The sequence below is a fragment of the Lysinibacillus sp. NPDC093692 genome, from assembly GCF_050280125.1.
Taxonomy (GTDB): Bacteria; Bacillota; Bacilli; order Bacillales_A; family Planococcaceae; genus Lysinibacillus.
Genome location: NZ_JBNNUW010000001.1, coordinates 461,118 through 479,515, shown reverse-complemented (window position 1 = coordinate 479,515; position 18,398 = coordinate 461,118). Strand labels below are relative to the sequence as shown.

Below are 18,398 nucleotides of genomic sequence, written 5' to 3'. Positions count from 1 at the left end.
ACATGAAGTTTGTTAAAAATGACCAAGCAGCTGTTTTCGCGCTCGGCGGACTGGGCGAAATCGGCAAAAACACTTACGGCGTTCAATTTCAAGATGAAATCATTTTAATTGATGCCGGCATTAAATTCCCAGAAGACGACTTACTCGGTATTGACTATGTTATTCCGGACTATACGTATTTAGTACGCAACGTCGACAAGATTAAAGGATTATTCATTACCCATGGACATGAAGACCATATCGGTGGTATTCCCTACTTATTACGTCAAGTAAATGTCCCTGTCTACGGTGGTAAGCTTGCACTTGGCTTACTTCGCAATAAGTTAGACGAACATGGCTTACTACGTACAACAAAGCTTATCGAAATCAAAGAAGAGGATGTTATTAAGTTCAGAAAAACATCTGTTAGCTTCTTTAGAACAACACATAGTATTCCAGATGCTTACGGGATTGTTGTAAAAACACCACCCGGTAACATCGTGCATACAGGTGACTTTAAATTTGATTTTACACCCGTAGGCGAGCCAGCCAACTTAACAAAAATGGCTGAAATCGGACGTGACGGAGTACTATGCTTACTTTCAGATAGTACAAATGCAGAAAAGCCGAACTTCACTATGTCAGAGCGTACAGTTGGAAAAAGTATCGACGAAATTTTCCGCAAGGTTGATAGTCGTATCATTTTTGCAACTTTCGCATCCAATATTCACCGTTTACAGCAAGCAACAGATGCTGCTATAAAATACGGAAGAAAAATTGCTGTCTTCGGACGTTCGATGGACAATGCCATTACAATCGGTCGTGAACTAGGCTATATTAATGCACCAAAGGATACATTTATTGATGCCCAAAGCATTAATCGTCTCCCTGCCAATGAAGTAATGATATTATGTACAGGCTCTCAAGGTGAACCGATGGCGGCCCTTTCTCGTATCGCAAATGGCACACATCGTCAAATCCAAATTCAGCCTGGTGACACAGTTATCTTCTCTTCTTCGCCAGTACCAGGAAATACGGTAAGTGTAAATAAGATTATCAACTTACTTTTCCGTGCAGGTGCAGAAGTTATTCATGGTGCACTTAATAATATCCATACGTCTGGTCACGGTTCTCAAGAAGAACAAAAATTGATGCTACGCTTAATGAAGCCTAAATTCTTTATGCCAATTCACGGTGAATTCCGTATGTTGAAAATGCATACTCATCTAGCAGAAGATTGTGATGTTCCACTTGAAAATTCATTCGTTATGGAGAATGGTGACGTGCTAGCATTAAGTGCCAATGAAGCACATGTTGCAGGTCGTATCCCTTCAGGAGACGTTTATATTGATGGCAATGGTATTGGAGATATCGGCAATATCGTCTTACGTGATCGACGCATTCTTTCTGAAGAAGGTTTAGTGATCGTTGTTGTAAGTGTGGATATGGAAAATCAAAAAATGGTTTCTGGCCCAGACATTATTTCACGAGGCTTTGTTTATATGCGTGAGTCAGGTACGATGATTAATGAAGCACAAAAAATGCTAAATCGTCACCTGAATGAGTCAATTCAAAGCAAGACTCCTCAATGGACTGAGCTGAAAAATGAAATTACTGACGTATTAGGACCATATTTATTTGAAAAAACAAAACGTCGACCTATGATTTTACCGATTATTATGGAGGTTTAACCTCATTACAAAAAACTACGCAAATTTGCGTAGTTTTTTTATTTTCATTTTTCTGAAACCTCTTTGCTATTTGTTTCGTATATAGTAATAACAACTCAATTTTACTCCCTAGACTATTACATAAGAGCCACTAAAACTTCTATTTTTCGTACGACCTCTCTTTAATGTCAATAAAATAGGATTGTTCACCCTTGAGAGTGAGCAATCCTGTTCCATGCCTAAATATTAAAGTATTTAGCTATTACATAAGCAACCCATCTATGGTCTGGCTGCAAGCGTAGATTTTCAATCAATCCTTTTAAAATCGGTTTACTATAGGTTGTATTTTCGATTTGAACTTTTAATAATTCAAGAGACTCGCGTTCTATAGACTCTTCTAAGCCATCTAAATGTTGTCCAATTAATTCTAGTAAAGATTCCTGTGAAACTTCTTCATTACAAGGTTTCGCTGTTAATTGAACGAGCTCTTCGGTTATAAATGGAATCGTCGTATGCCGTGCAATAATTTCCGTCTTTTCAGCTAGAGATCTAGCCAATTGATCTAAATCGAGTGGTATATCGGAAAAAATAAAAAGTTCTGAATAACTTTTCATAAACCCTTTAATACAATACATGACATCATATTTTGTCTCGTGGAGTTCATCTTGATATAGCTGTTCCAGCATATAGATAATCGACTTAGACATTTCGACATCATAGGCAATAATTTTCTGAAACAACTCTTTTTTTGAAAGAAGTACTTTCTCATTAAAAAACACACGGGCAGGTGCAGCATGGTTTTTAAATGCTTGAAAAATACTTTTATAAAACTCAACTAATTTGATATCTTTACTAAGGGAACTTTTGACTACTTGGTCAACATCTGTAACAAACCGTTGTAGATAGTTCTCTACCATGGAAATTATAAGCTCGTCTTTTGTTTTGAAAGATAAATAAAATGCACCTTTTGAAATTCCACATCGCTCTGTAATTTGCTGTACAGATGTAGCTTCAAAGCCTTGTTCCGAGAAAAGCTCCAACGCTTTCTCCATAATAAGTTGCTTTTTTAACATACTTTTAATTCTCTCCTAATGTATATCGTTGACAAATGACCGATTAGTCATTAGTATAAATAACTGAATCAAGTTAGTCAATAAAGGGTAGGTGTAAAGGTGAAAGGTTTAGTTAATTTCGTATTGAAAAACAAATTGGCAGTGTGGTTATTAACAATTATCATCACTGTCTCTGGTATTTATTCAGGTACAAAAATGAAAATGGAATCCATACCTGATATTTCTATACCATATTTAATCGTAATGGGTGTTTATCCAGGCGCAACACCTGAACAGGTTATGAATGAGCTTTCCATGCCATTTGAAAAGTCAATAGAAAGCTTAGAAGATGTAAAGGCTGTTTACTCAAACTCCTCTTCAAACGTAGCACAAGTTCAAGTTGAATACGACTACGGAATTGATATGGATGAGAAAAAACGCCAATTAGAGTCCGCTCTAGAATCTATCAAATTACCTGAAGGTGTCCAAAAGCCTACAGTTATGGCAATTAGCATGAATATGATGCCTGTTGTCGCTTTATCAGTTAGTAGCTCTAAGGAAGATATTGTTGAATTAACGTCAACAGTTGAAGACATTTTACTTCCTAAAATCGAAAAAATTGATGGCGTTGCTTCAGCAACTATCAACGGCCAGCACATTAATGAAATATCATTTAAATATGATCAAGCGAAAATGGCTGCTCTCGGCTTAACAGAGGATTCTGTCAAGCAAATGATTCAAGCAAGTGATATGTCACTATCACTTGGTTTATACCAATTTACTGTTGGCGAACAGGCCGTATCAGTAGACGGTAAAGTACAATCTATCGATCAGTTAAAAGACTTATTGATCCCAGTCACACCTTCAGCTACAAATCCTTCACCATTCGTTCGCTTAGGCGATATTGCAACGATTGAAGTCGAAGGTAAAGTACAATCTGTATCACGTACAAATGGCGAAGATGCGATTGCGATTCAAATCGTTAAAGCTCAAGATGCAAATACGGTAAAAGTCGTAAATGCAGTGAAAGATTTAATGAAAGACGAAGAAAAATCATTAGACGGCTTAAAAGTGGATATCTCACTTGACCAAGGTAAACCAATTGAAGATTCAGTCTTCACAATGATTGAAAAAGCAGTATTCGGTGGTGCCATTGCCGTATTAATTATTTTACTATTTTTACGTGATTTCAAATCAACAATTATTTCGATTATTTCTATCCCAGTTTCAGTATTCATGGCATTACTACTCTTAAACTGGATGGATATCACATTAAACATTATGACTCTCGGTGCGATTACCGTAGCAATTGGTCGTGTCATCGATGACTCCATTGTAGTTGTTGAAAATATTTATCGACGTATCCATTTAAAAGAAGAAAAACTAACAGGTCGTGTTCTTATTCGTGAAGCGACAATTGAAATGTTCAAACCAATCCTTTCTTCTACATTAGTAACTGTGGCAGTATTCGCCCCACTAATGTTTGTAGGCGGTATGGTTGGTGAATTATTCATGCCGTTTGCGTTAACAATGTCATTTGCGCTAGGTGCTTCATTAATAGTGGCTATTACCATAGTCCCTGCTTTATCTCACTTCCTATTCCGTAAAAAAATATACGGTGAGAAAAAAGAAAGTCAACATAAAGAAGTTGGTAAACTAGCTCTTTGGTATAAAGGTGTATTAGAGAAAACATTAAACCATAAAATCATTACATCAGTTATTGCGATCGTATTGCTTGTTGGTTCTCTTGCTTTAACACCACTTATTGGCTTCAGCTTCATGGGCTCACAAGAAGAAAAGGTTATGTACTTAACGTATACTCCTGCTACAGGCGAGCTAATGAAAGATACAGAAGCAAACGTTGCAAAAGTAGAAAAAGAATTAATGAAACGCAAAGACGTAGATATTTTGCAAGTTTCTATCAATGACCCTAAACATGTTGATCCTTCGGCAATGATGATGGGTGGCGGCGCTGGTGGTGCCTTAATGTACCTCATCTTCGATCCAGATATGGAGAACTTCCCTGAAGCACGCGAAGAAGTAGAAGACTATGTAACGAACATTGGTCAATCAGGAGAATGGAAATCTCAAAACTTCTCATCAATGTCGGGATCTTCAAATGAAGTAAGTTACACATTATATAGTGAAAATCTAGATAAGCTTCGTAAAGCCGTGAAACAAGTGGAAGGCGCATTAAAAGAAGTTGATGGATTAGAAGAAATCAAGTCTGATAATGAAGATCCATTTGTTGAGCATACCTTAAAAGTAGATCAAAAGAATGTTCTACAATACGGTTTAACTACTGCTCAAATTGTAATGGCTTTAAATGAAAATACATCGCCTGAAGTTTTAACTAAAGTTCAGTATGATGGTGAAGATATCGATGTTATTGTACAACGCGAAGAAAAAGCTGCAGCTAAATCAATTGATGATGTATTAGCTACTAAAATCCAAACAGCTTTAGGCACAACAATGACAATCGGTGAGTTAGTAACAAAAGAAGAAGGCACTACGTTAAACACATTATCTCGCTCAAAAGGTGAGTATTTCGCAAAAGTTTCTGGCACGATTAAAGGTGACGATATTTCAAAAGCAACTTCAGCTGCTGATAAAGAAATTGATAAATTAGATTTACCTAAAGGTGTAACGACTGGCGTTGCAGGTGTGGCTGCAGATATGCAAGAAACATTCACACAACTTGGCATTGCTATGTTAGCTGCAATCGCGATTGTTTACTTCATTCTAGTAGTTACATTCGGTGAAGGTTTAGCACCATTCGCTATTCTGTTCTCACTACCATTCGCAGTAATCGGTGCATTTGTCGGCTTGTACGTCACAAATCAAACTATTTCTGTTTCTGTTATGATGGGACTATTAATGCTAATAGGTATCGTTGTAACAAACGCCATTGTATTAGTAGACCGCATTATCCATATGGAACGTGACGGACTTGCTATGCGCGAGGCTATTTTAGAGGCAGGGGCAACTCGTTTACGTCCAATCCTAATGACTGCTATCGCAACAATCGGTGCGATGATTCCAATGGCAATCGGTAATGGTGGCAGTGGTCTAATTTCAAAAGACCTGGCGATTACCGTAATTGGTGGTTTACTATCTTCAACATTATTAACATTAGTAGTTGTACCAATCGTGTATGAAATGCTATCTAAAATGTTAAAGAAAAACCGAAAAGACACTGAAGAAAATTAATAAATAAATGTAAAATGGGCTCTCCTTAAAGGGGGGCCTTTTTTCTATATTTTGATGAAACAGCATGATGTTGGTCACGGGGGCGTTATCACAGGATGTGATGCTTTTAGCCGTCGTTCCTCTATTGCTGATCCCCAAGGAGTCGCCCCAGCCTTCACACCAATCAACTTTTCTACATGATATACGTTTTAACAAAATGTCATCCCCTCTCAATCTCAAATAAAAAGCTTAACAGGAATTTACAAATCTTGTTATAATTAAATCCACTAAAATGCTTTTAAGGGGGGAGTTTTGTGAGCGATAACATTTTTATACAAGCACCAACAGTTTTAAAAACAGCAAGATTAATATTAAGACCTATTTCATTAAATGATTTAGAGGCAATGTTTAATTACACGTCCTGCGAAAACGTTGCACGCTATGTTACATGGGATCCTCATAAGAGTTTAGACGAAACAAAAGTGTTTGTTGAATTAGTTTTAAATGGGTATAAACAAGGTAATCATCTATTATGGGGTATTGAATTTGAGCAGAAATTAATTGGCACTATCGACTTTGTTTCTGTTAATGACCAACATAAATGGACGGAAATTGGATACGTTATTTCTGAAGATTATTGGAATAAAGGGATTACGACCGAAGCAGTAAAAAAATTAATAGACTATGGATTTAACGAATTAAAAATGGTTCGAATACAAGCACGCTGTTTTGAGGACAATATCGGTTCCCAAAAAGTAATGGAAAAATCGGGTATGCTTTTCGAAGGTATTTTACGAAAAAGTATGTTTGTTAAAGGACTTCACCAAAATATTAAAATGTATGCTATTACAGATGATGACTATATTAAATCATAAATTGGATTAGGCCCTGCAAAAATCAGCAGGGCTTATTTAAATTACAACCATTCCTCAATACAATAGACTTTTTTGGCCGTTGCATCTAATCTTACTCTTTTTCCAATTGCAATTGGATGCATCGGATGCGTATGACATATATCGAATTCTGCTAAAATCGGGATATCAATGTTATCTAACTGTTCAAGCAGGACTTCATACGGTTTACGTCCAGTCCCCAAGTCATCATAACACTCATGCTTACCTAAAATAATGCCACTTATTTTTTCAAATACACCATGCAATTTCAACATCGCAAAATTTTTCTCAACGATAGCTGTATTTTTTGCACAATCTTCAACTAATAAAATATCTCCGTCTTTAATATTTGGAAAATAAGCCGTACCAATAAATCCATACATCGCATTTACATTGCCACCAATTAACCTACCTTCAGCAACTCCCTCTCGAACCGTCACCCACTCATTCTTATTTAACTTTTTTTCCACCGTTTTTTCTAGCCAATTGACAGGTTCATCTGACCAATAAGATGGCATCGGAATTTCGTAAGGTAATGATTGTGACTTAAAGAAGTAGTTCTCAAAGAATCGATATGTATCATTAACTAATGGCTCAAACTCACCAAATGAAGGAGCTAAAGCTGGACCATAGAAAGTTGTAATTCCTGTTTTTGCGTAAAGTGCAAGTAAAACTGCCGTTGCATCAGAATAACCAACAACGATTTTCGGATTGCTTTGAAACGCCTCATAGTCGATATATGGCAGCATACTATTCGAATTTGTACCACCGATTGTCGACATTATGATGTGGACGTTTGGATTTCGTAGTAATTCATTTAATTCTTCGGCACGCTCTTTTGGAGTTCCAGCGCGATAACTATCAGATTTACCAGTTAGACTTCCTTCAATTAAGTTTATATTTCTTTGTTCAAGAAAAGCTTTCCCTCGCTTATATCGAGAAAGTGAACTGACGGATGCTGGCGATGATGGAGAAAAAACACCAATATTGATACCGCTTCTGATGCTTATAGGATTCATATAGGAACTCGAACTCCTCCTTTTTTTTTACAATATTTTTGACATGTAATATTCATCCATATATTCCCCATCAACATATAAAGAATGTCTTTTAGTCCCCTCAATTTCAAACCCCATTTTTTTATATAAAGCAATGCCTGCCGTGTTATTTGCCATTACAGTTAGTTCCAGGCGGTGCATACCCTTTTCTTTTGCCCAATCGTCGAGGTGACTAAATAATGCAGTACCTATTTTTCGTCCTCTATAATCACTATGGATACCTACGACTATATAGGCTCGATGCGAAACTCTAGATGGCGTTTGATTACCTTGAACAATTAAATAACCAACTATAGCCTTTTCAATTTCAGCAATAAATAAAGCTGAATGGCTGTTATTGTTCATATTCTCTATAAACTTAGTAAACTGTTCAGTCTCTAACTTTCGTTCACCTGGCTTGAACAACATAAAATTAGATTCTTCCGCATTTTTTATGACAGCTATGACCTGCTCAGTATCTTCTCGTATAGCCTCTCTTATTAACATCTTGATTTAGCTCCTTTTTTATCAATTATGCCTCGGTATAATTGCGTCCGGAATCGGCTTTGTGTTTAGGCCTGCACGATGCAGGTCAGTTAGCCGTTATCGCATGGATGCGATGATCTTAGGCTAACATCCTCTAAGAACTTCTTTCCGATTCCGCGACATCCGCCGGAGGCTTTAGGCCAACGTGATGTTGGTCACTCAGTCATTGCCACAGGACGTGGCGTTCTTAGACTGAGTTCATCTATTTCAGCGGATGGTGGGACATCTGCTGAAAAGTGACTTAAAACCGCATTCATCTTCTGTACCTGTCGCTATATTAAACATTTGCTGAAAGAAGTTAAAATTGAGTGAATTGTATCATCAAGTTTTCCGTGTTCATTTGAATTTCACCACCGATAGGAAACGTAAAAATTGGCTGTGTATGTCCAAAATCAACATCATAGATAACTGGGATTCTTTTTAACTTGGGATGCTTATCTAAAATAAAATGTAACTGCTCCTCTGTCATATTAGAAGCTCTTTGGAAACGCCCTATCGCAATACCTTTAATATTGCTAGTAGCTTGCAATAATGAGGTGAAATCACGAGCAAATATTTCTGGATTAACTATTTCATCATCCTCTACAAATAAAATACTGTTCGATAAATCTGGCATATACAGTGTCCCTTGAAGTAAATTTAACGTACATAAATTCCCACCAAATAATTGTCCACTTACTTCACCGTCAGAATACACCTTCCAGCTAGCTGCTTCAAAATGACGATTATGCTGATCTAAATACCACGCATCATCACTCCAAACGCTTGACGCTTTGATCGTATATGATGTATTAGTCATTAAACATTTTTGGAAATAGGATAGCTGATAGTCTTGTGCCTCTTCCATTTGAAAGCTAGAAAAATGAGGCCCAGAATACGTAACAAATTCACATTTTTTTGTAATTGCTGTTGCTAAAGCTGTGATATCACTGAAACCACAAAGGATTTTCGGGTTATTTGCTATCATGTCGTAGTCCAAATAAGGTAATACTTCATTACAGTTAAAACCACCAATAACTGTTAATATGGCTTTTACACCCTCATCACGAAAGGCATCATGAATGTCTGCAACTCGATGCTCGATTGATGATGAATGTTGTAGATCACATTCAAAAATATATCGACCAAAAGATACACGAAAGCCTAACTCTTCAAGCTTTTTCTTTGTTTGTTCAGCGCCTTCTGCTGTGATGATTGCCGCACTACGACTAGGTGCAATAACACGTATCTCATCACCTACTGTTAACTTATTCGGAATACGCAAACTGCTCCCTCCTCTAATATGTTTCAAATTTTCATTAGTAATCTCTCATCTTTTTTATAACTTTGGACAAACTTGAATAAATTAACGCAAGATTGCCTTTCTAATCCGTTCAGCTACCTCACTAGGATTTGTAAGGGGCAAAAAATGATAGCTATCAGGAATAATCTCAACTAGTGCATTTGGTTGTCTTCCCTGAAATCTATTTAACTTCTTGTGTAATAAACTATCTGGATGGTCATCAGCCAACAGTAATAACACCGACAATGGAACTTCATTTTCTATACAGTAATTATTTATTTCAATTGCTTTTGACAAATCATTTAAAGCTTTTACATTGCTGTGATGGTAAAAGATATTATTTTTTTCAACGAAATTATGAAAGAAATAATTATACAAATATTCTTTATTTTCAGCGGATAAGTTTATCATATTACTTACCTCTTCAGTAATAGCTTCCTGTAAATCTTCTAATCGTTCGATGATAGGTAATTGTATTTCCGCTTCATCATCAAGTTGATATTCTCCTATAAAATAATATCCACCGTCTAACAATATTAATGATTGAACCGAATCTGGATAGTTTGTATAAAACTTTTGAATAATCCATGCACCTATTGAATTCCCAAGAAAATGAGCTTTAGTAATGTTTAAATGCTCCATAATTTCCTTTATCGTATTGATAAACGTTTGAAATGAAAAATCACTGTCTAGTCGACCATTATGCCCCGGTAAATCGATTGCTACAATATAAGCTTCTGGAAGGGCGCTGGCTAATGCTGCAAACATTTCTTTACGTTCACCAAGCGCAGGTATCGCAATTATTACTTCTTCATTTTGAAATGCATTGTATTGAATATATTTTTTCATGATCCTCCACCTTGCCATCATAACGTTCGTTTTTTTCGAAAAATTCAGGTAATTATATAACTAAAATTTTCTTTATTATTACAAAGCGTTAATGGAAAATCAATGGCTAATAACCAAAATGTGGATGATGATTGTTAAAACACGTTCCGAATCGGCGACACTTTGGGGATCAGCAATAGAGGAACGAAGGCTAAAAGCATCACGTCCTGTCATAACGTCTTTACAGGATGAGAAGTTCTTAGCCTAGTTCCTCTATTTCAGCGGGTGTTTGAACACTCGCTGATAGAAGTTAAATATAATATCGATGGATAGGACGTCCAACACTTCCGTATTGTATATCTACCTTTAATAAATTTTGTTTTTCTAAAAAGTCTAAATAACGTCGAGCCGTTACGCGCGCTGTTCCAATATATGTAGACACTTCCTCCGCTGAGACTGCTTCGTTACTTTCTTGAATATAGGCAAGCACTTTGCCTAATGTCGCCCGGTTAAAACCCTTTGGTAGTTCTTCTATTACAATTGTCTCAGTGATGGGGGGAACAGCTATTTGTTCAGGGATACGTTGCTGCATTAGATGATCCACATCATGCTGTGTTAGATCTTCCATACCGCTTATTTTCTTTTTATATGTTTGATAATTCTTTAAAGTTTGTTCAATTCGTTCAAACGTAAAAGGTTTCATAATATAATCATAGACGCCTAAATGTAAAATTCGCTGCACAGTAGGCATATCATTTGCAGCAGTTACAGCAATAACATCAACGGGAAGATGTTCTTCACGAATTTTCCCTAGCGTAATAATGCCATCTTGCTCGGGCATAAAAATATCCATAAAGACTAGGTCGGGATTTAATTGTTTAATCCTCTCAATCCCTTCTATCCCATTACTAGCATAGCCTATTAACGAGAATCCTTTGATTTGCTCTATAAATTGCCTATTCACTTCTCGTACCATCGGATCGTCCTCAATTAATAACACGTTCATTACATCCATCTACTCTTCTCCTAACTCCAATAAGATTAAGAAACTTGTCCCTTTCATAAATTCACTCACTACTTCAATATCACCATTACCTTTTTTTACAATTTCATGTATTAAATGCAAGCCAATACCGCGATTCTCGCTTGCCTTTGTAGAAAATCCATTTTCAAACATACGAGCTTGCACCTCTTCAGACATCCCAATTCCATTATCAGAAACAGCAATTGCTAAAACACCGTCATGCTCATCTACAGAAATCGCTACATATTTATCATCTTTTGAAAGTACATTTAGCGCTTCAAAGGCATTTTCAATTAAATTTCCTAATAAGACAACAAAATCGTGGTGATCTAATAAAGGTGGAAAGCGTTTAAAATGACTTTTTCGATCGATTTCTACTTGTATGCCTAATTCCTTGCCATAGCTAACTTTACTTAGCAATAATCCTGAAATATTTTCATTATGAAAGCGTTCATTTAAAAACTTCGTTAAAGAGGCCTCATTTTCGGTAGTAGCTGTAACGTATTCAAGTGCTTGCTTTGTATGTCCCAATTGCAGAAGACCTGCAATCGTATGTAGCTTATTTTTATGCTCATGTGTTTGTACACGGAGTGCTTGAACAAAAGCTTTAACACCCGTCACCTCTTCCGCAAGCTTTTTCACCGCAGTTAAATCTTTAAACATAGCAACTGCTCCGACTAACTCACCATTTACTATAATCGGGACACGATTACTCAAAATACTATGATGATTAATATAGAGCTCTTGATTGTATACAGGATTTGCTGTTTCAACAATTTCAGGCAATCGTGTGTCTGGCAAAACATCATAAATATTTTCCCCAATACAATCCTCTATCTTTCTAGTAACGCCTAATATATCAGCTGCTTTTTCATTAAAAATTGTAATATTCATTTCTTTATCCACCGCTATAATGCCTTCATGCATAGCATTGAATGTTTCTGTTCGTTCCACATACATCTTCGCAATCTCATGAGGTTCAAGCCCAAACATTTGCTTTTTAATATGTCGGCCAAGCGTATAAGCCCCCCAAATGCTAAAAACAAGCGATATCAGAATCGTAATAAATATTTCATGCTCATAATTTTGCAGCATTTCTATAAAAGTAGGCAGTGAATACCCTACAATGACAATGCCCACTTGTTCTTTTTTCTCATCAATGATTGGGACAAACGCTCGAATCATTACCCCGGCTTCCCCTTGCGCCTTCGATACATAATAATGCTCACTAAAGGCAGCATTTAAATCCTGTGATTCACTACGCTTCCCTATTTCTTTACTGACTGGGTGAGATAGTTTAATACGATCCTTATTCATCACAACAATATACTCCGCTTTATTAACAACACGAATTCCATCAACAATTTTATTAACATGTTTCGCAGCTTCTTTCATATTGTCATTTTTCAAATGTGTACTAATTTCTGGCACATTTGATACAGTCCGTGCAACGAGCATAGCACGCTGACCAAACTCCTTTTCTTGCTCCGTTAACAGGTTACCAAGTACAAAAATGCCACCAAGTAAAAAGGAGAAAGCGATGATTAAAAATGTCACTAACAATATTTTGCCGTTTACAGGCATTTTCATCATTTGAAATCTTCCCCTTTCCAAATCTGCATTTGCACTATAAAAGTCTTAAGTCAATCTCACTTCTTCAAATGATATGCTTTTAAGATTATCTTCAAAAAAATCTTTTGACAACACTTTAGTTGACATAAGTAGGAGAAAGTCATGAACTTAATGAACAATATTACGGAAAATTGGTATAAAACAAAATTTTCTATCACTAATTATTATTGTATTATAACAAAGATAAATCAGCCACACAGTATCATAACAGGTCGAGCCATTGAAAACACTACGTTTCATTGAAAATATGGATGAATGTACTTAATGAACGATATGTTTCTTATTTTCTAAATCTCTTTTTTTCAAAAGGATTCGTTATGATAATTCTAGTGAAAACGATATCAAAGAGAAAATTCAGAAACGAGGTAGCATAAAATGAAATTACTGAAAAATTTGACTGTTCAGGTTATAGCTGCAATCATTTTGGGGGTTATTGTCGGAGCCGTCTTCCCTGAGTTTGGTGCAAGCCTTAAAATCCTGGCAGACTTATTCATTAAGTTAATTAAAATGTTAATCGCCCCTATTATCTTCTTAACAGTTGTAATCGGAATCGGTAGTATGGGAGATATGAAAAAGGTCGGAAAAATCGGAGGAAAGGCGTTACTGTATTTTGAAATTGTCTCTACCATTGCCTTAGCAATTGGGATTGCTGTTGCACTAATCGTAAGCCCAGGTACTGGATTAGATACATCAGGTGCTTCCGAAGCTGATATCTCAAAATTTACAACTGCTGCTGCTGAAAGTGAGCAAGGTTTAGGTGCTTTCATCTCTAGCATCATTCCTGAAAACGTTGTAGGTGCTCTTGCAACAGGGCAATTACTTCCTGTGTTATTCTCTGCAATATTATTCGGTTTAGCTGCTGCTTCTATTGGCGCACCTGCAAAACCGGTCATTACATTTTTTGAACAAGTGGCAGAAATTTTCTTCAAAATCGTAAGTATGGTGATGAAAATTTCTCCAATCGGTGCCTTTGGTGCAATGGCCTATACGATTGGTAATTTTGGTTTGAAATCTTTAAGCAACTTAGGTCTATTAATGGCTGCCGTCTATATTACTATGTTCTTATTCGTAGTCTTTGTTTTAGGAGCGATTGCAAAATTCTTCGGCTTTAATATTTTTAAATTTATCGCTTATATTAAAGAAGAAATTTTCTTAGTAATTGGTACTTCATCATCTGAATCTGCCTTGCCATCTATGATGCGTAAATTGGAGAACTTTGGTTGCTCTAAGCAAGTTGTTGGATTAGTAGTACCAACTGGTTATTCCTTCAATCTTGATGGAACTTCCATCTACCTTTCGATGGCTGCATTATTTATTGCACAGGCATACGGAATGGACTTAACGTGGATTCAAATCATTACACTACTTGGGATTTTAATGATTACATCTAAAGGTGCTGCCGGTGTAACAGGTTCTGGTTTTATTACATTAGCAGCGACACTTGCTGCTTTCCCAATGATTCCAGTCGAAGGGATCGCGCTACTAATTGGTGTTGACCGATTCATGTCTGAAGCACGCGCCGTAACAAATTTAATTGGTAACGGTGTAGCTTGTGTAGTCGTATCGAAATCTGAAAAAGAGTTTGATGTAGAGATGCAAGAACGTGCACTTCAAGGAAAAACTACTATTGTGTCTTAGAAACAAATACGCAAAGTTAGTCTATAGTTTATAAAAAAGGGTAGTGATGACAGCGTGCTGCTGTTTCACTACCCCCTTTATTTAACATATTGTTCAAGCAAGCGTTGCGTATTTGTTGATTGCTCAAGTGCTTTTTTCTCATTTACCCAATAGATCAAATATTGCTGATCACCAACATTAAAAACCATCTGCTGTAATTCCTCATTTAGCTCAGAGCTAATCGCGACTTTTAAAATATCCACCTCATATAAAGACTTCCCTTTTATTTCGTAGACAATATGATAGAGTGGTTTTTCCTCAAATATAGCTCGTTCTTTTTTGCTTAATTTCTTTACATGGCTTAGAGGATAGTTTTCAATATAGGCTGTTGCATCTTGACCCGTTGCTTTAATTACAGATTGCTCTCCTTTAAATAGCTCGACTGCATCAATTTCTGCTGCATGATCTAAAATGTGAGAAATAGCCTCTTCCTCATTTTTTTCGCGAGACTGCAATGTAAAAGCGCCAATCAGAATAATTGCAGCAAATATAACTAGTTTCCATCTTCGTTTATTCATGTTCATTACCCATTCAATGCTTTTTTCACAAAGCGGTTAATATCTACATCAGCCCCAATGACAAGCATAATATCTCCTAGCAAAATTTTATCACTCGCCTGTGGAGATACGATAATATCTGCACCACGCTTAAGACCTACAATATTAATCCCGTACTTTGCACGAATATCTAAATCCATAATAGAATAACCTGCAATCGCATCATTGGCCTTTAGCTCCATAATGGAATGTTCATCCGAAAGCTCTAGATAATCAAGCACTGTATTAGACAGCATATTATTAGCAATACGGATTCCCATATCACGCTCAGGATGCACGACAAAATCTGCACCAATTTTTCGCAGAACTTTTTCATGATAATCATTCTGAGCCTTTACAGTAATCTGCTGAACACCGATTTCTTTTAAAATAATCGTCGTCAAAATACTAGCCTGAATATCTTCACCAATTGCTACAATCACATGCTCAAAATTACGAATACCTAATGAATTTAATACCGATTCATCCGTCGAATCTGCGATAACCGCCTGTGTGGCAATGGAAGCGAATTCGTCCACCCGCTCTGAGGAATGATCAATCGCCATAACTTGTGCCCCTTGACTCATTAGCTCGCGGACTATGCTACCTCCAAAACGTCCAAGTCCAATGACAGCAAACTCTTTTTTCATCATTTTAAATCCCTCCGAAAACTACTATACCCATATTGTAACGCATTCTCTGCTATATGTATCGCCAAAACAAGAGACTATTCGTCATAGAAAGACAACCCTTGAGCATTTTTAGTGATCCTTCTGCTCAGGATCACTAACATTTTATTTTACATAAAAAAAGACGAGGAATAAAACATCCTCGCCTGTTACTGCTATTATGCGTTACGCATTTCATCTAAAACACGATTCACACGTTTTTCTAGCATTTTCATACCGCTACCACCAGCTTGCATGTGACGAAGCTGACCATCTTTATCGAACACAAAATAAGCAGGTACGTATTGATTTTCAAATGCATCTGTTAGCTTTAACTCGCTATCCACAAAGATTGGTTGAACAATGTCATGCTCTGCCGCTACCGATTTAATTGTTTCTAAATTTGTATCTTCCTCAGAACGTGGCATATGCACGGCAATAACGTTTAACTCATCTTTGTATTGGTCACGGAAATTGTTCACATCCGGCATCGCCTCTTTACATAAATGACAACTAACTGACCAGAAGTGGATTAACGTTGGTTTTTCGCCTACTAAATCCGCTTTTGTTACTTCTCCATTTAACCAAGTCGTTGCGCCTGCAAGTTCAGGCATTTGTTCACGAAGTTTCATAAAACATTCTCCTTTTTCTATATCAAGTTTAAAAAAATCCCCACAAACTTACTGTGGGGACTCTTTATTTGTTAAAGGATCAATTTCATCAGACCTTGAATTTAGTTCAAAGCCCGACAAACCTCTATTTAATCAATTATGCCTCGGCATAATTGCGTCCGGAATCGGCTTTGTGCTACACAAAGCATTCCTTTCCGATTCCGTGACATCCGCCGGAGGCTTTAACTTCTTTCAGTAACTGAAAGAAGTTAATTATAGAGTTGCTTGACCTGGGCGCCAGTTTGCTGGGCAAAGACCACCAGTTTGTAAAGCTTGAAGAACACGTAAAGTTTCGTCTACATCACGGCCGATGTTGTTATCGAATACTGTTTGGTATTTTAATTCGCCTTCTGGGTTGATGATGTATAAGCCGCGTAGTGCGATACCTTCTTCTTCAATTAATACACCATATTCTTTTGAAACTTGGTGATTTGTATCTGCTGCTAATGGGTATTTTAACTCACCAAGACCATTTTTAGTGCGGTCAGTGTTAATCCAAGCTAAGTGAGTGTGGATTGTATCAGTAGAAACACCGATTACTTCTGCATCTAAGTCTTCGAACTCATCGTAACGATCACTCATTGCTGTGATTTCTGTTGGACATACGAAAGTGAAGTCCATTGGATAGAAGAAAAGTACTGTCCATTTGTCTTGTGCTTTAATGTCTTCTAAAGATACTTTGCCAAATGATTTATCTGCAAGTACCGCTTCCATTGTAAAGTCAGGTGCTTGTTTACCTACCATGCGTTCTGCCATTATAAATCCCTCCGATTATATATGTAGTGTATATATTCCATTCGCACCAGCGAACTCGTCTTCTACGATAGCAGAGTAATCGTAGTTTTTCAAACAAGTAAACTTCACAAAAGTGCACACATTTAATTATCTGACAAATTTTCGTCAAATCCCCAAATGGAATAGCTGCTACAGCCTATTTATTAGCTACTTTTAACGATTTTATTCTAGTTTAAACAATTTTTTTCTACACAACATTTATGTATAATTTCTAAAAATTTCATCTACTTTTTTTTCATTAAAAACGATTGCAAATTCTTTTTTATTATGTATAATTGTAATGGTTTTAGTAAACTAAAAGTTTCGTTAAAGTAAACTTCATATTTCAAAAGTTTATGATTGCTAAACTTCTTCTAGGAGGGAAAAGATGCAAATAGGAGCAAAAATCAAAGCGCTTCGTTTAAAAAAAGGTCTTACCCAAGAGGAACTTGGAGAACGTACAGATTTAAGTAAAGGGTATATTTCACAATTAGAACGTGATCTAAATTCACCTTCCATTGAAACATTATTTTCACTATTAGAAGTTTTAGGGTCTACACCTAAGGAATTTTTCGATGATGGAGCACCTGAACAAAAGGTTGTATATACAGAGGAAGATCAATCCACTTATACAGATGAAGAAAAAAAATATGAAATTCAGTGGTTGATTCCTACATCAAATGAAAAAGAAATGGAACCCATTTTCTTAACACTTGCTGCTGATGGTGAATTTAAGCAGTTTGAACCCTCCCTTTCAGAAACATTTATTTATGTTGTCGAAGGGCGTATTCGTCTCGTTTTAGGAGATGAACAATACATAGCGAGTGAAGGTAATGCTCTCTATTTTGAAGCGACGGATCATCATCAAATTTTTAATGCACATGCTGATGAAACAAAAATTTTACTTGTCGCAACGGATTCATATTTATAGCTTAAGGAG

General features: G+C 36.5%; 17 protein-coding genes. 6 read left to right on the top strand and 11 right to left on the bottom strand.

Annotated elements, in window-relative coordinates:
• Positions 1-2: 2 nt before the first annotated feature.
• Positions 3-1,670 carry a ribonuclease J1 gene (rnjA, locus tag ACQKN4_RS02105; RefSeq protein WP_079559693.1) on the top strand — a complete coding sequence of 556 codons (1,668 nt, stop codon included), beginning with the start codon at positions 3-5 and terminating at the stop codon, positions 1,668-1,670.
• A gap of 218 nt (positions 1,671-1,888) precedes the next feature.
• On the opposite strand, the gene ACQKN4_RS02100 is transcribed toward rnjA, so the two are convergent.
• Complete coding sequence (locus tag ACQKN4_RS02100; RefSeq protein WP_079559692.1) at positions 1,889-2,722, bottom strand: TetR/AcrR family transcriptional regulator; 834 nt, start codon at positions 2,720-2,722, stop codon at positions 1,889-1,891.
• Positions 2,723-2,821: 99 nt separating this feature from the next.
• On the opposite strand from ACQKN4_RS02100, the gene ACQKN4_RS02095 reads away from it, so the two are divergent.
• Positions 2,822-5,911, top strand: a complete 3,090-nt coding sequence (locus ACQKN4_RS02095; protein WP_427482002.1) for an efflux RND transporter permease subunit — start codon at positions 2,822-2,824, stop codon at positions 5,909-5,911.
• 293 nt (positions 5,912-6,204) lie between these two features.
• Positions 6,205-6,765: a GNAT family N-acetyltransferase gene (locus ACQKN4_RS02090; RefSeq protein ID WP_240518166.1), complete on the top strand. Its 561-nt coding sequence runs from the start codon at positions 6,205-6,207 to the stop codon at positions 6,763-6,765.
• Between the two features lie 41 nt (positions 6,766-6,806).
• Here the strand turns inward: ACQKN4_RS02090 and ACQKN4_RS02085 are convergent, their stop codons facing one another.
• The 4 genes from ACQKN4_RS02085 to ACQKN4_RS02070 all read right to left on the bottom strand — a co-directional run bounded on the left by ACQKN4_RS02085 (position 6,807) and on the right by ACQKN4_RS02070 (position 10,497).
• A complete protein-coding gene (locus tag ACQKN4_RS02085; protein WP_079559690.1) occupies positions 6,807-7,802 on the bottom strand; it encodes a S66 family peptidase in 996 nt (331 codons plus the stop codon).
• 27 nt (positions 7,803-7,829) lie between these two features.
• The gene (locus tag ACQKN4_RS02080; RefSeq protein WP_427481999.1) at positions 7,830-8,327 is read right to left on the bottom strand and encodes an N-acetyltransferase family protein; all 498 of its coding nucleotides are present in this window, start codon (positions 8,325-8,327) and stop codon (positions 7,830-7,832) included.
• A 337-nt stretch (positions 8,328-8,664) separates the two neighbouring features.
• Positions 8,665-9,630: a S66 family peptidase gene (locus ACQKN4_RS02075; RefSeq protein ID WP_427481997.1), complete on the bottom strand. Its 966-nt coding sequence runs from the start codon at positions 9,628-9,630 to the stop codon at positions 8,665-8,667.
• An 81-nt stretch (positions 9,631-9,711) separates the two neighbouring features.
• Positions 9,712-10,497, bottom strand: coding sequence for an alpha/beta fold hydrolase (locus ACQKN4_RS02070; protein ID WP_427481995.1), 786 nt, complete (start codon positions 10,495-10,497; stop codon positions 9,712-9,714).
• A 124-nt stretch (positions 10,498-10,621) separates the two neighbouring features.
• Here ACQKN4_RS02070 and ACQKN4_RS02065 point away from each other — a divergent pair, with 124 nt between their 5' ends.
• The gene (locus ACQKN4_RS02065; protein WP_427481993.1) at positions 10,622-10,744 is read left to right on the top strand and encodes a hypothetical protein; all 123 of its coding nucleotides are present in this window, start codon (positions 10,622-10,624) and stop codon (positions 10,742-10,744) included.
• Positions 10,745-10,786: 42 nt separating this feature from the next.
• Here ACQKN4_RS02065 and ACQKN4_RS02060 read toward each other — a convergent pair whose 3' ends face one another.
• Both ACQKN4_RS02060 and ACQKN4_RS02055 read right to left on the bottom strand, forming a co-directional pair.
• Positions 10,787-11,491, bottom strand: a complete 705-nt coding sequence (locus ACQKN4_RS02060) for a response regulator (RefSeq protein ID WP_427481991.1) — start codon at positions 11,489-11,491, stop codon at positions 10,787-10,789.
• Positions 11,492-13,093 (bottom strand): ATP-binding protein, encoded by a 1,602-nt coding sequence (locus ACQKN4_RS02055; protein WP_079559685.1) that lies wholly within the window; start codon positions 13,091-13,093, stop codon positions 11,492-11,494.
• 414 nt (positions 13,094-13,507) lie between these two features.
• Between ACQKN4_RS02055 and ACQKN4_RS02050 the strand changes: the two genes are divergently transcribed.
• Complete coding sequence (locus tag ACQKN4_RS02050) at positions 13,508-14,770, top strand: dicarboxylate/amino acid:cation symporter (RefSeq protein WP_079559684.1); 1,263 nt, start codon at positions 13,508-13,510, stop codon at positions 14,768-14,770.
• A gap of 77 nt (positions 14,771-14,847) precedes the next feature.
• Here the strand turns inward: ACQKN4_RS02050 and ACQKN4_RS02045 are convergent, their stop codons facing one another.
• The 4 genes from ACQKN4_RS02045 to ACQKN4_RS02030 form a co-directional block, all read right to left on the bottom strand.
• Positions 14,848-15,327, bottom strand: coding sequence for a hypothetical protein (locus ACQKN4_RS02045; RefSeq protein ID WP_427481988.1), 480 nt, complete (start codon positions 15,325-15,327; stop codon positions 14,848-14,850).
• 5 nt (positions 15,328-15,332) lie between these two features.
• The gene (locus ACQKN4_RS02040; RefSeq protein WP_079559812.1) at positions 15,333-15,995 is read right to left on the bottom strand and encodes a potassium channel family protein; all 663 of its coding nucleotides are present in this window, start codon (positions 15,993-15,995) and stop codon (positions 15,333-15,335) included.
• A 197-nt stretch (positions 15,996-16,192) separates the two neighbouring features.
• Positions 16,193-16,645 carry a TlpA family protein disulfide reductase gene (locus ACQKN4_RS02035; RefSeq protein WP_049668264.1) on the bottom strand — a complete coding sequence of 151 codons (453 nt, stop codon included), beginning with the start codon at positions 16,643-16,645 and terminating at the stop codon, positions 16,193-16,195.
• Positions 16,646-16,897: 252 nt separating this feature from the next.
• A complete protein-coding gene (locus ACQKN4_RS02030; RefSeq protein ID WP_079559678.1) occupies positions 16,898-17,440 on the bottom strand; it encodes a peroxiredoxin in 543 nt (180 codons plus the stop codon).
• Between the two features lie 406 nt (positions 17,441-17,846).
• Between ACQKN4_RS02030 and ACQKN4_RS02025 the strand changes: the two genes are divergently transcribed.
• Positions 17,847-18,389: a helix-turn-helix domain-containing protein gene (locus ACQKN4_RS02025; RefSeq protein WP_079559677.1), complete on the top strand. Its 543-nt coding sequence runs from the start codon at positions 17,847-17,849 to the stop codon at positions 18,387-18,389.
• Positions 18,390-18,398: the final 9 nt, after the last annotated feature.